The 12,940-nt window shown below is 50.0% G+C and carries 15 protein-coding genes; 10 read left to right on the top strand and 5 right to left on the bottom strand.

The window, feature by feature from the left end; genetic code table 11:
* The first annotated feature begins 93 nt into the window (after nucleotides 1–93).
* From METFOR_RS11860 to METFOR_RS11875, 4 genes are all read left to right on the top strand, one after another.
* Entirely contained in the window at nucleotides 94–1,323 is a 1,230-nt protein-coding gene (locus METFOR_RS11860) for a hypothetical protein (protein ID WP_015286390.1), read from the top strand.
* Entirely contained in the window at nucleotides 1,320–1,796 is a 477-nt protein-coding gene (locus tag METFOR_RS11865) for a hypothetical protein (RefSeq protein WP_015286391.1), read from the top strand. Before METFOR_RS11860 ends, METFOR_RS11865 begins: the two co-directional genes overlap by 4 nt.
* A gap of 10 nt (nucleotides 1,797–1,806) precedes the next feature.
* A complete protein-coding gene (locus METFOR_RS11870) occupies nucleotides 1,807–2,268 on the top strand; it encodes a type II toxin-antitoxin system VapC family toxin (protein WP_015286392.1) in 462 nt (153 codons plus the stop codon).
* A gap of 418 nt (nucleotides 2,269–2,686) precedes the next feature.
* Nucleotides 2,687–5,290, top strand: a complete 2,604-nt coding sequence (locus METFOR_RS11875) for an ATP-binding protein (protein WP_233504506.1) — start codon at nucleotides 2,687–2,689, stop codon at nucleotides 5,288–5,290.
* A 144-nt stretch (nucleotides 5,291–5,434) separates the two neighbouring features.
* On the opposite strand, the gene METFOR_RS11880 is transcribed toward METFOR_RS11875, so the two are convergent.
* The 4 genes from METFOR_RS11880 to METFOR_RS11890 all read right to left on the bottom strand — a co-directional run bounded on the left by METFOR_RS11880 (nucleotide 5,435) and on the right by METFOR_RS11890 (nucleotide 7,105).
* Nucleotides 5,435–5,887: a hypothetical protein gene (locus METFOR_RS11880; RefSeq protein ID WP_015286394.1), complete on the bottom strand. Its 453-nt coding sequence runs from the start codon at nucleotides 5,885–5,887 to the stop codon at nucleotides 5,435–5,437.
* Nucleotides 5,880–6,362 carry a hypothetical protein gene (locus tag METFOR_RS11885; protein WP_015286395.1) on the bottom strand — a complete coding sequence of 161 codons (483 nt, stop codon included), beginning with the start codon at nucleotides 6,360–6,362 and terminating at the stop codon, nucleotides 5,880–5,882. The genes METFOR_RS11880 and METFOR_RS11885 overlap by 8 nt, the downstream gene beginning before the upstream one ends.
* Nucleotides 6,352–6,516 (bottom strand): hypothetical protein, encoded by a 165-nt coding sequence (locus METFOR_RS15850; protein ID WP_199483992.1) that lies wholly within the window; start codon nucleotides 6,514–6,516, stop codon nucleotides 6,352–6,354. The genes METFOR_RS11885 and METFOR_RS15850 overlap by 11 nt, the downstream gene beginning before the upstream one ends.
* Nucleotides 6,517–6,601: 85 nt before the next feature.
* Entirely contained in the window at nucleotides 6,602–7,105 is a 504-nt protein-coding gene (locus tag METFOR_RS11890; protein ID WP_015286397.1) for a hypothetical protein, read from the bottom strand.
* A gap of 153 nt (nucleotides 7,106–7,258) precedes the next feature.
* Here METFOR_RS11890 and METFOR_RS11895 point away from each other — a divergent pair, with 153 nt between their 5' ends.
* From METFOR_RS11895 to METFOR_RS11910, 4 genes are all read left to right on the top strand, one after another.
* Nucleotides 7,259–7,768: a hypothetical protein gene (locus METFOR_RS11895; protein ID WP_048110985.1), complete on the top strand. Its 510-nt coding sequence runs from the start codon at nucleotides 7,259–7,261 to the stop codon at nucleotides 7,766–7,768.
* A 242-nt stretch (nucleotides 7,769–8,010) separates the two neighbouring features.
* On the top strand, nucleotides 8,011–8,316 hold the full coding sequence (locus tag METFOR_RS11900) for a hypothetical protein (protein ID WP_015286399.1): 306 nt from the start codon (nucleotides 8,011–8,013) through the stop codon (nucleotides 8,314–8,316).
* Between the two features lie 54 nt (nucleotides 8,317–8,370).
* On the top strand, nucleotides 8,371–8,742 hold the full coding sequence (locus tag METFOR_RS11905) for a transcriptional regulator (protein WP_015286400.1): 372 nt from the start codon (nucleotides 8,371–8,373) through the stop codon (nucleotides 8,740–8,742).
* Nucleotides 8,743–9,098: 356 nt separating this feature from the next.
* Complete coding sequence (locus METFOR_RS11910) at nucleotides 9,099–9,485, top strand: SHOCT domain-containing protein (RefSeq protein WP_015286401.1); 387 nt, start codon at nucleotides 9,099–9,101, stop codon at nucleotides 9,483–9,485.
* A gap of 5 nt (nucleotides 9,486–9,490) precedes the next feature.
* On the opposite strand, the gene METFOR_RS11915 is transcribed toward METFOR_RS11910, so the two are convergent.
* Complete coding sequence (locus METFOR_RS11915; RefSeq protein ID WP_015286402.1) at nucleotides 9,491–9,895, bottom strand: winged helix-turn-helix transcriptional regulator; 405 nt, start codon at nucleotides 9,893–9,895, stop codon at nucleotides 9,491–9,493.
* Nucleotides 9,896–9,988: 93 nt separating this feature from the next.
* Here METFOR_RS11915 and METFOR_RS11920 point away from each other — a divergent pair, with 93 nt between their 5' ends.
* Nucleotides 9,989–11,905 (top strand): heavy metal translocating P-type ATPase, encoded by a 1,917-nt coding sequence (locus METFOR_RS11920; protein ID WP_015286403.1) that lies wholly within the window; start codon nucleotides 9,989–9,991, stop codon nucleotides 11,903–11,905.
* A gap of 185 nt (nucleotides 11,906–12,090) precedes the next feature.
* Nucleotides 12,091–12,936, top strand: a complete 846-nt coding sequence (locus METFOR_RS11925; protein ID WP_015286404.1) for a DUF63 family protein — start codon at nucleotides 12,091–12,093, stop codon at nucleotides 12,934–12,936.
* The last annotated feature ends 4 nt before the right edge of the window (nucleotides 12,937–12,940 follow it).

The following is a 12,940-nucleotide window of genomic DNA, read 5'->3' on the forward strand; positions in this document are numbered from 1 at the left end:
ACCGATCTTTAATCCCCAGAATTCGTATTTTCACTCTGCGCGGGAATGGATTAATAGTTTATAAATCTCACTAATTATTAGCAGAGATGCTGTATGAGTTACATTGAGGTCGAGGAGCTGTCAAGGGAACCGGAGACCCTTATCCGTTCCTGCAAAATAAAAGTAAATGGAAAATCGTTCACCACTCCGAGCAGATCGGTTAGTGTAACGAAGTCAACAAAAACCGAACTAGATGTTGCAAAACCATTGATTACTCAAAACAATACCCCCCTCGGGGAGGTATATACAAGAATCAGTCTTGACGATCTTTCCCGGATTGCAGATGATAGCAAGCAAGGACATGAAAGAGGCGAGGAATTCAGCAAGAGTATCTCCTTACGATTAGAACAATTGAGAGATCTCGGAACGATACCTTACCTTGTTATTTCAGTGGTCGATTCGAATGGCAATCCTTACAATCAGTTACCCGAGAAAAAAATCCTCGACTTGATTTTTAATTTGTTATGGGGTACCCAGAACAATGCAATTATTGTTCCTCCTCTGATGGGGATTTTCCCGGAAGAAAAACAATACCTCGATCTGATCAATGCTTTGCATGAACGCCAGGAGTCAAGCAACGGACGCAAACCCCTCCCCATCATGCCGATTATTCCTTCAGCCTATGCACTTGTTGCACCAACACTCCTGAAACAGTACTGGGATATCGGATGCCGGTTATTTGCATTCAACTGTGAAAACAAAAAATACGGGGCGTTCGGTTTCGTCATTGAAAAGGCACATACAGAATTGGATAAATTCAGTAAGGAATCGAAGGAATCATACGCGATTCACGCTCTTAATTCAAAATTAAAGACTGGTAAGGGAGACACAAGCCGTATCAACAGTATTCTTGGATCCGGCTTTGGATTTGACTCCTTCAGTTCTAACCATATAATTCCTAAATTTATCCCCCCGAGCACTGATATAAAGGATTTTTTCGTATTCAATGATGGAGATTATGGATTTTCATCGTTCTCAAAAGTGGTTGATCCCGACAAAGTGCTGAACACGAACATCTTCAAAAAATATGATCTCGGCGAATTCGATAATTTGTCCTCAAGTGTGAAACTTAAAGTCTGCAACTCACACAATATCGAAAAAAGCATTCGGGAAATTCAGTCGTATCCGAAGTTCATTGAGAGTGAAAAATTAGTTACCTATCTATCGAATAAAGAGAAAATTAAAGGGGAGATCCTGGAGATCAAGAATATCGCCGGTCACATTAAAAACCCTGAAATGGCCAATGAAAAGGCAAGTAAAAAGAAAAAGTGGTTTAAAAAATGATTGAGAATTTATCCACTACACAACTGGCAATTTTGTCATTACTGAAGGCGAAGAATAAGAAGGACATCGAATATGCTCCGATTCCCGGTGTGACCCATGTTGTGAAGGAATTATTCGCACTGAAGAATACGAAGCTGGGAAACGAATTACTTGATGAGTTAAATTTCGAACCGGATAATTTTGGTCCGTTTGATGAAACGGTTAGTGCAGCACTCGAAGACCTCAATGCGATAGGTTTAATCAGAGTCGATACGATCGGGTCGTCCCGACAGATACAATTAACGCAAAAGGGAAGAGAACTTTCCGATAGTATCTGGGATGTATTGGACGACGATGTGAAGGGGCTTGTTTCATACATTAAAATCAATTTCAATAATCTTTCAACAGAGGGTCTGTTAAATAAAATATATGCACTTTATCCTGAGATGACGGTGAATTCGAAGTCACGGGTGGCATTAAAATATCGGCACTAGGAGATGCCAAATGCTCTTTTTTGCGGACAGTTGTTTTTTTATCGGCCTTCATTATGATAAAGATAACAACCACGATGCCGCAGAAGCAATCTGGAACCACCTGATCCAAGAGCAGATGATTGATGGGTTGAATTCTTTTTTAGTAACGGATTATATCCTCATCGAAGTTTTTCAGACACTACAAAATAAAATTGGTTTCAAAAAAACAAAGGACATCCACGGCAGTCTCATCGAAGGCTGCAAACTCCAGCATATCACGAGAGAGATGATCGATAATGCCATTCATCAAAAATTACTTCCTTCCTGTAACCATTCAACAAAAAAGCCCAAAATCGGACTGGTTGATGGGACATCTTTGATTGTAATGGACCAGCAGGATATTCCAAGAATTATCAGTTTTGACGACCATTTCGATTCGATTCCTTTGATTAAGAGGATTTATAGTGTTGAGACTATTCCAAGCGCTCATTAACGAAGCAGCAGCCGATCATATCTTATAACTTTTTTAATCAAGGGGCGCAAATACTCCTCAACTGAGAAGGCGGCACATGGCACTAAAACCCTGGTACAAAATCGTCACTCCCCGTGATGATCTCAAAGAAGGACGACCGCTAGATGCAGCGGAATTCGCAGTCAACCTGGATCTGGTCCGAAATGGTCAGGCAAGCGAGGATTATCTCGACCCAAAACAGTTTTTCAAAAGAACGTACCTCACTGAGAATCTTACCGGTCTCGCTGCCGAAGTGATACGCCGCCTCTCCGGTGAACGCACACAGACCTCTGCCGTCTTCAATCTCGCCACCCAGTTCGGCGGGGGAAAAACACACTCCCTCACGCTCCTCTACCATCTGGCAAAGGAAGGTCCGGCTGCAAATAACCTGCCCGGGGTCATGACCATTCTCAACCGTGCAGAGATCGACACCGTGCCCAACGCCGCCATTGCCATCTTCGACGGGAAAGAATTCGATTCTTTGTCTGGCCGCGGTGGCGATGACGGGACGCCGCTGCGGAAAACTCCGTGGGGTGAAATCGCATTTCAGCTCGGCGGAGAGAAAGCGCTGAAAATTCTCAAGGAGCACGAGGAAAAACTGACCGCTCCTTCCGGGGACGTAATCCGGAAATTCCTGCCAAAAGACACGCCCTCCCTCATCCTCATGGACGAGCTCATGAATTATGTGACCCGCACCCGCAAGAGCGGGCTTGCCGATCAATTCTATGCTTTCCTCCATAACCTCTCAGAAGCCGCGCGGGGAATGGATCGCGTTGTCCTTGTCGTTTCAGTGCCAGCGTCTGAGCTTGAGATGACACCGAGCGACCAGGAGGATTACGACAGGATCAAGAAACTCCTTGACCGTGTGGGAAAACCTGTCCAGATCTCTCATGAAAAAGAAACTGCTGAAATCATCCGCCGCCGCCTCTTTGAATGGGAGGGTGTTCCGAACGAGGCAAATAAGATCATCCAGGAATATGCGGACTGGGTTGTTGAACACCGGCAGCAGGTACCTTCATGGTTCCCGGTTGACCGGGCCCGTGAAGAGTTCAAAGCATCCTATCCTTTTCATCCGCTAGTTATATCAGTCTTTGAACGAAAATGGCGGGCACTCCCCCGGTTCCAGCAGACCCGCGGAGTATTGCGTATGCTTGCTCTTTGGGTCTCTCAGGCTTATCGGGAGGGCTATCTCGGTAAGCATAAAGACATCCTTATCGGGATCGGTTCCGCCCCTCTTGATGAATCCCTTTTCCGTGCTGCAGTCTTTGAACAGCTTGGGGAATCGAGGCTTGAAGCGGCAGTAACAACCGATATCTGCGGTAAGAGTGACTCGAATGCTACACGACTTGACGCGGAAGCAACTGAACCGATCCGGAAAGCCCGGCTCCACCGCAAAGTAGCAACAACCATCTTCTTCGAATCCAATGGGGGTCAGGCAAGGACTGCAGAAGCGACGCTCTCGGAGATACGACTCGCGGTCGGGGAGCCGGACCTGGATATCGGTAACATCGAGACCGTACTTGAAGCACTCGCTCCACCAAACGGAGCCTGTTTCTATCTCGATGTCTCCAAAAACCGGTACTGGTTCAGCATGAAGCCGAACCTGTCCAAGGTTCTCGCTGACCGGAAAGCAAGTGTGGATCCCAAAAAGATCGACGAGCGGTTACTTGAAGAAATCCGGAAAGTCTTCACTGTTGGCGGGGGTATCGAAAGGATTTATTTCCCGACGAAGAGTGGTCAAATCCCGGATTCCGCACAACTCAAGCTTATCATAATTTCTCCGGGTTACCCGGCCACGGACTCACGCACCCTCGAATGCATCGACAAGATGACCAAAGAGTCTGGTTCTTCCGCCCGGACATTCAAAAACGCTCTCATCTGGGCCGTAGCAGATGACATCAATCAGCTGAAAGATGATACGAAAAAGGTTCTTGCATGGGAAGAGATCAAAGGTGAAAAAGATGAACTTGGCCTTGACGACACCCAGAAGAAACAACTCGATGAACATGTCGGCAAAGCAGCACGGGATGTAAAAGAGAGCGTCTGGAGGACATACAAAAAAATTGCTGTTCTTGGCAAAGACAACACCCTCAGGGTTATTGACCTTGGCCTTGTTCATTCAAGTTCTGCTGATTCCATGGTCCGCCTAATTCTGGACCGGCTCCGCAATGATGGTGATATCACTGACGATGTAAGTCCAAACTTCCTGATACGGAACTGGCCTCCGGCGTTTAAGGAATGGAGTACTCGCTCGGTGCAGAATGTCTTTTATGCATCTCCGCTCTTCCCCCGGCTCACTCATCCCGAACGTGTCAAGGATGCAATCGTTCGAGGTGTCACTAACGGCGTATTGGCATATGTCGGAAAAGCAGGTACCAAGTATGATCCGTTCCTCTACAAAACATCCGTCAGTCCCCTTGAAATAGAAATTTCTGATGATATATTCATCATCACCTCACAGGAAGCTGAAGAATACCTTGTTAGAACAAGAAAACCCGCATGCCTTACAACTCTGGAAATCGTCTCACATCAGGGTGAATGCAAACCCAATGAGTCGTTTACCTTCAGTGTGAAAGGATACGACCAATATGATCAACCCATTGACGTGGAGGCAATTGTTTGGGAAGTAAATGGCGGGGAAATTGATGACCTGGGTAATTTTACATCCCCGGGCGCTGCCGGTGTTTATCAGATATCTGCACATTCGGGAAAAATCTGTGCAAATACCACAATCTCTGTCAGAGAAATCCATACCCAGATCCCTGGTGAGGAATTCCCTATTGCAGAACACGGCACCTATGCGGACGAACAGGTAATTTGGCAGGGAGAACTGACAAAACAGAAATGGATGTCATTTTTCACAAAGATCCTCAAGGACATTGAGAATGACAAGGGAATCCGGATTCATATTAACTTTTCAATCACCGATAACAAGGCAATAAGTCAGGACAGAATCAGAGAGATAGAAGCCGCGATGCGGGAGTTCGGGATGGATAAGAAATAAAAATTGTGTTTCACCGTAATAAAAAAAAACAGATTGGGCGAGGATCTCTCCCCGCCCTTCTACCCCTAGTATCCCCGAAGGGACACTAAAATATCGCCGTCCCGACCCAAGCCAGTTTCGTTTTCCGGGTGAAAACCCGGTCCCTTACGGCACCCCCGACGTGATAATCCCGACAATCTGCTGAGCTGTCGCAGGGTCCAGGACCCGGGCCAGCACCAGCCCCGCCATCGCGACGAACAGGGCCCAGAAGACCTTCTTCACCTGCCCATTCTTCCCGAACGTATCGATCGCCGCATCAGTATCCGCCTTCATGCCGCGCTGGATCAGCTTCGGCAGGAAGACAAAGAGCGGCAGGAACAGGACAGCCGCCCCGATGAATGCCAGGGACAACTCGGTCCGGCCCGCAAACCAGATCCCCGCAGGGACCGCAATGATCCCAGCCAGGACTCCGGCCATGCTCACTTCGCCAAGCCAGAACCAGGTTGTCCGCCCGGCAATATCGGCCTTCTCCGCATCGGTGAGAGCGGACAGGTCGAATGCCCCGATCGCGTGCAATACCCCGCACCAGAATGTGCGGACCGCCGACCCGTCAGTCATCGGCAGCCACGCCCTGGGCGATCAGGACCTCGAAGACCGGGCTGGTATACCCGCCATTCTCCGGGCTGAAATCCCGGACCCGGCCCATCTGTGCCCACTTCCGGCGACCGGTCCGTATCTGGACCGTGTGCTTTCCTGGGGCCCGGGGATAGACCCGGCGGCCATCGATATCCCGCATTTCCTGATAGGGGGGAATGTCGAACCAGTCCGGCCAGAACTGGACATTCCGCGGAATGTCCGTTCCCCGGTAAAGGTCCCGCAGCCGGATGGGCGCGAGGTTGTCATAGATCACATCAATAATCAGGTTCTCATCTCCCTGCTTGGGGTGCAGGGCCAGTTCATAGAAAATGGGGTTACGGCGCACTTCTTCCGGAGTGAGCGGTTTATCCGGGGTCAGCGGCTCGAGCCCGCTAAACTTTCCCCGGTACAGGCCAGTCACAGTTGCAACCGGCTGCATTGCGTTTTCAGGTTCCATGGTATCTCTCCTTGTAACTTTCGTGTTCCGTCCGGAGTTTCTTGAACTCCTCGACGATCTCATCATATTTGCCAATCTTCTGGTGGATGACAAACAGCATGGGATAGATCGGGAGTACGACTCCCAGCAGAATCCCTAACGTATCAAGATCCAATTACGGTCCTCCGCAAGCGACGAGAGAACCAAAAAGAGAGGGACCGGGGGGTCGCCTCCCCTCCGGGTTAATTCGTCTGAAGTGATCAGGCCAGAGCTGCGACGGTATCCGCCCAGGTCTCAATCCGGGTCCGGATCGCGTCGTCTTCGTAGGACGAGATGGTGATCTGGTCACGGGAGAAGTTCACGATGTACATCTCACCACTGGCATCGTGGCATTTGAGGGTTGCCGAATAGGTCTCGTTCGGGGTGTCCCGGACCGGCGAGCCCCCGTGGGCTGCGGCCAGAGCGGTGTTGCCGAGCAGGGCCGTTGCGCCGGCATTGAATCCGGCGATCGTGTTGAACTTCGATGAGTCCGTGCCCACGGTCTTTGCATCATTGTCCTGATACACGACTTTCGCTACGTAGGCTTCCTTGCTCTTCTCGACCGGTGCGTGGTTGACGCCACCGCTCTCATAGGCTGTGCAGGCAAACGGGTTGTCGGTGATGATCGACTGGACGATCGTGTTGAACGCCGCCACGTCTGCAATCGGTATCGCGAGATTGCGAACCGCTGACTTTACTACTGTTTTCTGTACGAAATCTGCCATAGTTGTGGTAGCTCCTGGTTCGTTTTACGAACCACAAACAGTGTATTTCCGGAATTTTTTTAACGCTTTGGAAAAATGGGGTGAAAATCGATATCGGAATAGGTTCAATTAATCAGGTCATACGTGAGCTATTCTGTAATTATAAGTGAGAATATGATTCCTCTCGAACGTGATCTTAAGATAGCAATTCCACTATTAAAAACACCAGAAAAATTTGAGGACTACATTTCTTTGAAAATTACTCCCGACGATGGCGGATGTTGTTGTTTCAATCATTGGCCTGAAACATGGAACGCAGTAAATAAATTCATCTCTCCCTGTGGACCTATTCGAAATGAAGGAGCCGTTTTAATTGAAAAGAGCAACGAGCAATTTGTTTTAGAATGCCACGAAAGCGGTCCGGAAATAGTAGTCTATCTCGGACTAGGAACAGCTTCAATTCTTTTGGTAAAATCCATTGTGGACCTTATTTTAACGATATTGAAATCTCGTCAAAAAAGAAATTATCACAGTAATTTAAAATTCAAAATCACGTCTTATCATTACATCAATCCGACAAAAATTGATGAATCGGTGATTGAAGTTGATTTGCCGCTTTCTGATGAATCTGTTAAATTATTGAATGAAAAAATAGAAACAATTCTTTTTCAGAAGAGGGAATGATCAGCGACGAGCATTCCGCGGGAGCGGTATGCGAGGAGCGGGCCCTTGCAGCCGCTGGCGCCGGAGCAGCGCGACAAGCCAGGGGCGTCCTCATCCCAACAATCAACCGAAGAAAAACAGCGAGGTGATGTGAAGCGAGCCAGAGCATCAGCGAGGACGAGTGAACATGACCGGGCGTCCGCGTGCCGGCCAAACAATAAAAAGAAGGGTATAATATCAATTACTTTTATATCAAATACAATATGGCAGAGTCTACCACTCCTACCTGGGAAGCTGTCGTTACGTGGCTGATGTTCATCGTCACTTTCGACACGGTGATTGTTTTGCTCATCATCGCTCCCTACCGCTGCAACCGCATGTTCATTGAGACCGGGGGAGAATACGCCTGCGAACTTGGGACGGGCTGGTATTTTTTTTCTGCCTTATTCTCTTTTCTCGCGTTCTACCTCGGATACAGGTTCTACAAGACCTATCGAATTCTCGTTGCTCTTATTAACAGAATTACCGGTAGAGAAAAAATCGACACTCCTCAAATCGTTCAGGGATAAAATCAGTCATTTGTCAACGTAATTTAATGAAATTCAAAGAAGCATGGTGATCTAATGAGAGAAGAAGTGATTCAGTATTTTACCGAGACGGAAGAAGAATTCGCCAATCTGCTGATCGATATCGGATTGAAAAAAAATGTTGCAAAGGTCCTGGTATTCCTCGTGAATACACAAGAGGCGACATCCTGGGCACTCGAACGCGGAATCGGCCTGCGCCAGCCGGAAGTCAGCCTGGCAGTCAAATACATGGCCGAACAGGGGTGGATATCGAGAAGGGATACCCCATCAGTGAGGAAAGGACGACCGAATAAGATCTATGCCTTGGCAATGCCTGTCAAGGATATTATTGCGGCAATCGAGAAGAATACGAAAAACGAGGTGAACAAACAACTCACCCTCGTAAAGAAAATCAGAGATCATATCTGAAATAGACCCTTCATTCCCGTTTTTTCTTATTCATCGTTTTTTATAATCTCACCGTCAGAAAGACCGGGGCTCATATTCGCGTTCTGACGGCCTTTCTCAGGGCCGGAAGGGGTAAACATCGTGGCAAAAAAGGGCCTGTAAAAAGGGCCCCGGTGCCGTTTTAATGAGGTGCAATTCTGCCGTATTTTGGCAAACGGGGTTCATTTAAAGCGTATTTTTTAAGAGGTTGGAAAATCTCGATTTTACGGGGTTTTCCGGGAAGGGGACCAAGAAAAGGAGGCCAAATTGAGGTTATTTTGGATCAGGTACACAGTAGTGATCTTATTTTGCCTGATACCCAACATTTATCATGACGAATGGAACATTCCTCCCTCATGGCATACATGATGGATTCATGGTGGGGGAGCGGAGACGCCTGCATGGGCGGCTATGGCGGCTGGGGTTTCCCGTTCTTCGGCATGTGGTGGATGATGCTTGTATGGTTCATCATCTTCCTCATAATCGGTTACTTCGTGTACCAGGATGCAAACAAACGCGGCATGAATGGCCTTCTGTGGTGGATACTGATCATCATCCCGATGATTGGGATCCTGGCACTGATACTGTACGTCATTCTCCGGGAAAGCAGTGGGAATAAAATCACGGAAGGGAAGACTGCGATAGACATCCTGAAGGAGCGGTATGCGAAAGGGGAGATCACAAGCGAGCAGTTCCAGAGGATGAGCGAAGAGCTGAAAAAGTAATCTCTTTATTTTCCCCTTGACGTTTCCCTTGTTGCAGGGGAAGTATTCCGCGCCCGTATCGGGCACCCCGGCATATCCTGCCCGCCCCGTTCCGAAACCCAAAGAAGCATGGGGATCAGATGTTCCCGCAATTCCCGGCCATCGGACGTAAGCGAGTACTTCACGGTCGGCGGCGAGGTCTTCAGAACTTTCTTGCTCACGAGCCCTATCCGCTCAAGGTTTTTCAGCGTATCCGAGAGCGGCTTCGGACTGATGCAACCGAGATCTTTTTTGAGTTCATTGAATCCCTTCTCACCTTCGTTACCAAGGATAGCAATGATCAGGAGCGCCCATTTCTTCGCGATCACATCGAGGATCCCGGACAACGGGCAGAAACAGATATCATCATTTACAACGGGAGGTTTCTTCATGGATACTACCTACCTGGTGCGTTACTTTTCTGCTTATCAACTATTAAACGGATACTATCTATCAGGAAATTACCGGTAACGGGAGAGGATATCATGGGTCATGCATGTTCAAAAAAATGCGACGGCGACGATGATGGAGGTTATGACGGGGAATGGTACGGTTTTCCCCCGCTCCGCAACGCGCTGATTGCCGGAGTGATTGCAGGAATCGGACTCATACTTGGTCACCTGGGTATTATCCCGGGACAGGTTGAGAACCTGTTTTTCCTCATCGCTATCCCGATCGGGGCGTATCACTGGGCGAAGGAAGGATTTGAGGAGCTGATCCACGAGCACGCGATCGACATCGAGATGCTGATGATCGCCGCAGCGCTGGGGGCAATCGTCCTCGGGCTCTGGGACGAGGCAGCAACGCTGGTCATCCTGTACGCTGCAGCCGAAGGCGTGGAGCATATCACGTACGCCCGGACACGTGCATCGATCCGGAAACTGCTGGACCTTGCGCCGAAGGAAGCGGTCCTGATCCGGAACGGGACCGAACAGGTGATCCCGGCCGAACAGCTGCAAGTCGGGGATATGTTCCTGGTGAAACCCGGCGCCGGCATTCCCACGGATGGGATCATTGTAAAAGGCCGGTCCAGTATCAATGAGGCGGCAGTCACCGGCGAATCCGTACCCGCAGAGAAGCAGGAGGGCATGAAGGTCTTCGCAGCAACCCTGAATGTCGATGGCGCCCTGGAGGTACGGGCAACCGCGACGTTTAAGGACAACTCCCTGATGAAGATGATCCATATGGTCGAGGAGGCGCAGGAGCAGAAGGGAAAGACGCAGGCCTTCATCGAGAAGTTCGGGCGGAAGTATACCCCGGCGATCTTCTTCATATCCCTCGTTCTTATCATTGTCCCGCCGTTCTTTGGCATCCCGTTCAACGATCTGGCAATACGGGGCGTGGTGCTCCTTGTTGCAGCAGCACCATGTGCACTGGTCATGTCTACTCCGATCGCGGTTGCAGCAGGAATTGGATCGGCCGGGAAACGCGGCATTCTCATCAAGGGAGGTATCCACCTTGAGAACCTCGGGAAGACAAAAGCGGTCGCATTCGACAAGACCGGGACGCTTACGACCGGGACCCCGGCTGTGACCGATGTCGTTGCGCTGAATGGAGATGAAACCGCAGTCCTCCGGATTGCGTATACGGTTGAGCGCTGCTCCGATCACCCAATCGCCCGGGCAATAGTAAAGCGTGCGGAAACCGATAACCTCCAGCCACACGAGGCGGTGGGTGAATGCGCCCTTCCCGGTCAGGCCGCTACGGCAATTATCGGCGGGACCCCATGGTTCGCCGGCAGACCGGAGTATTTCACCGGTCCAACCAGGAATGCAGAAACCCAGCGTACCATCGACAAACTCCGGGCTGAAGGAAAGACGGTCATATTCGTAGGAACGCAGGAGAAGATCATCGGCCTCATTGCCATGCGGGACCAGGTCCGGCCGAATGCAAAGGCCATGATCGATGAGCTCCACACCATGGGTGTTGCAACCATCATGCTGACCGGAGACAACGGGGTTACGGCAAAAGCAGTGGCAGCGGATCTCGGTATCGATGATATCCGGGCCGATCTGAAACCGGAGGACAAGACCGCGGCAATCGAGTCGCTCAAAGAGAAGTATGGGGCGGTCGTCATGATCGGCGACGGCATCAACGATGCCCCGGCCCTTGCCAAAGCCACGGTCGGTGTGGCAATGGGGACGATCGGCACCGATGCGGCAATCGAGGCGGCCGATGTGGCGCTCATGGCCGACGACCTGTCCAAGGTGCCGGAGGCCATTGCATTCGGGAAGAAAGCCCTGTCCATCTCTAACCAGAACATTGTCTTCTCGGTTGCCGTGCTTGCCATCCTTATCCCCGGTGCCCTGCTCGGGGTTCTCGGAGTGACCCTTGCGGTGATCTTCCACGAGGCGTCCGAACTCCTCGCGGTAGGGAACGGCCTGCGGGTTGCGAAGCGGTAATAGCTGCCGCTCGCAATTCTCACATTTCCACTTCTCTCATCGGTCTGCATTAAGCAAAAATCTCTGACAAGCACGAATCCCGGATACCAAGGACTATACCCTATAAAAAATAACAATTGTGAATCATTCCGGAACCTGATCTTCCCTCTCTGCCGGCTCCTGCCGGCACACCAGGACCTGAAACCATGATTGCCGAATTCATCACAAAGTATTACATTGATCCCATCCGGTACGGACAGCCGTACAATGTTGTGGACACCCTGACCTATGCAATCATCCTCATCATTGCAGTGTACCTCATCTACCGGTGGCTGAACAGTACAGGAATCTCGGTGGATAGGAAATTTGTCCTTGCTACCGTCCCGTTCATTGTCCTTGGGGGACTCCTGCGGGTTGTGGAAGACACCGGTTTCATCACGTCCGACATTCGTTTCCTCCTGATCACGCCGCTGATTTATTTCGTCCTGTTCTTCTTCACCGTCGCGGCGCTCCTGCTGTCGCGGACCCTGGAGCGTGCCGGGATCATCGCCTCCTACCATACCGGGTATGCCGGGATCGGAACACTCGCCTGCACGATCTCCGCAGCATTCCTGGTATGGTGGGGGCTGACCTATTCGCAGGTTGCGGTGAGTGTCCTTCTCATCATCATGGGTCTGGCAATTGTCATCTCTGCCGGTGTCTGGGGATTCATGCGGTATGTGCTCAAATGGGAATATGTAAGCGATCCGCTCTATTGCGTGCTCATCTTCGGGCAGTTGTTGGATGCAAGTGCCACGAGTTATGGTATCGACCTTCACTCCATGGCATACAACGAAGCCCATGTTGTCGGGGGAGCCCTGATTGCATGGACCGGGACGGCATTCTCGATGTTCCCCTTAAAACTGGTAATCCTGTTCCCTGCGATTTATATTCTCCAGCAGTACCGGAAGGAAGCAGCCCCGGTCTTCTGGCACCTGGTCCTGCTTGCTATGATCATTGTGGGATTTGCACCGGGCGTGCGGGACATGGTCCGAATGATATTGTTCACGTAAATTC

Origin of the sequence: Methanoregula formicica SMSP (assembly GCF_000327485.1) — an archaeon.
Lineage (GTDB): Archaea > Halobacteriota > Methanomicrobia > Methanomicrobiales > Methanospirillaceae > Methanoregula > Methanoregula formicica.

Bases quoted from the DNA above. Each gene is read 5' to 3' on its own strand.
- METFOR_RS11860 (WP_015286390.1), top strand. From the start codon at position 94: ATGAGTTACATTGAGGTCGAGGAGCTGTCAAGGGAACCGGAGACCCTT.
- METFOR_RS11865 (WP_015286391.1), top strand. From the start codon at position 1,320: ATGATTGAGAATTTATCCACTACACAACTGGCAATTTTGTCATTACTG.
- METFOR_RS11870 (WP_015286392.1), top strand. From the start codon at position 1,807: ATGCTCTTTTTTGCGGACAGTTGTTTTTTTATCGGCCTTCATTATGAT.
- METFOR_RS11875 (WP_233504506.1), top strand. From the start codon at position 2,687: ATGACCATTCTCAACCGTGCAGAGATCGACACCGTGCCCAACGCCGCC.
- METFOR_RS11880 (WP_015286394.1), bottom strand. From the start codon at position 5,887: ATGACTGACGGGTCGGCGGTCCGCACATTCTGGTGCGGGGTATTGCAC.
- METFOR_RS11885 (WP_015286395.1), bottom strand. From the start codon at position 6,362: ATGGAACCTGAAAACGCAATGCAGCCGGTTGCAACTGTGACTGGCCTG.
- METFOR_RS11890 (WP_015286397.1), bottom strand. From the start codon at position 7,105: ATGGCAGATTTCGTACAGAAAACAGTAGTAAAGTCAGCGGTTCGCAAT.
- METFOR_RS11895 (WP_048110985.1), top strand. From the start codon at position 7,259: ATGATTCCTCTCGAACGTGATCTTAAGATAGCAATTCCACTATTAAAA.
- METFOR_RS11900 (WP_015286399.1), top strand. From the start codon at position 8,011: ATGGCAGAGTCTACCACTCCTACCTGGGAAGCTGTCGTTACGTGGCTG.
- METFOR_RS11905 (WP_015286400.1), top strand. From the start codon at position 8,371: ATGAGAGAAGAAGTGATTCAGTATTTTACCGAGACGGAAGAAGAATTC.
- METFOR_RS11910 (WP_015286401.1), top strand. From the start codon at position 9,099: ATGGAACATTCCTCCCTCATGGCATACATGATGGATTCATGGTGGGGG.
- METFOR_RS11915 (WP_015286402.1), bottom strand. From the start codon at position 9,895: ATGAAGAAACCTCCCGTTGTAAATGATGATATCTGTTTCTGCCCGTTG.
- METFOR_RS11920 (WP_015286403.1), top strand. From the start codon at position 9,989: ATGGGTCATGCATGTTCAAAAAAATGCGACGGCGACGATGATGGAGGT.
- METFOR_RS11925 (WP_015286404.1), top strand. From the start codon at position 12,091: ATGATTGCCGAATTCATCACAAAGTATTACATTGATCCCATCCGGTAC.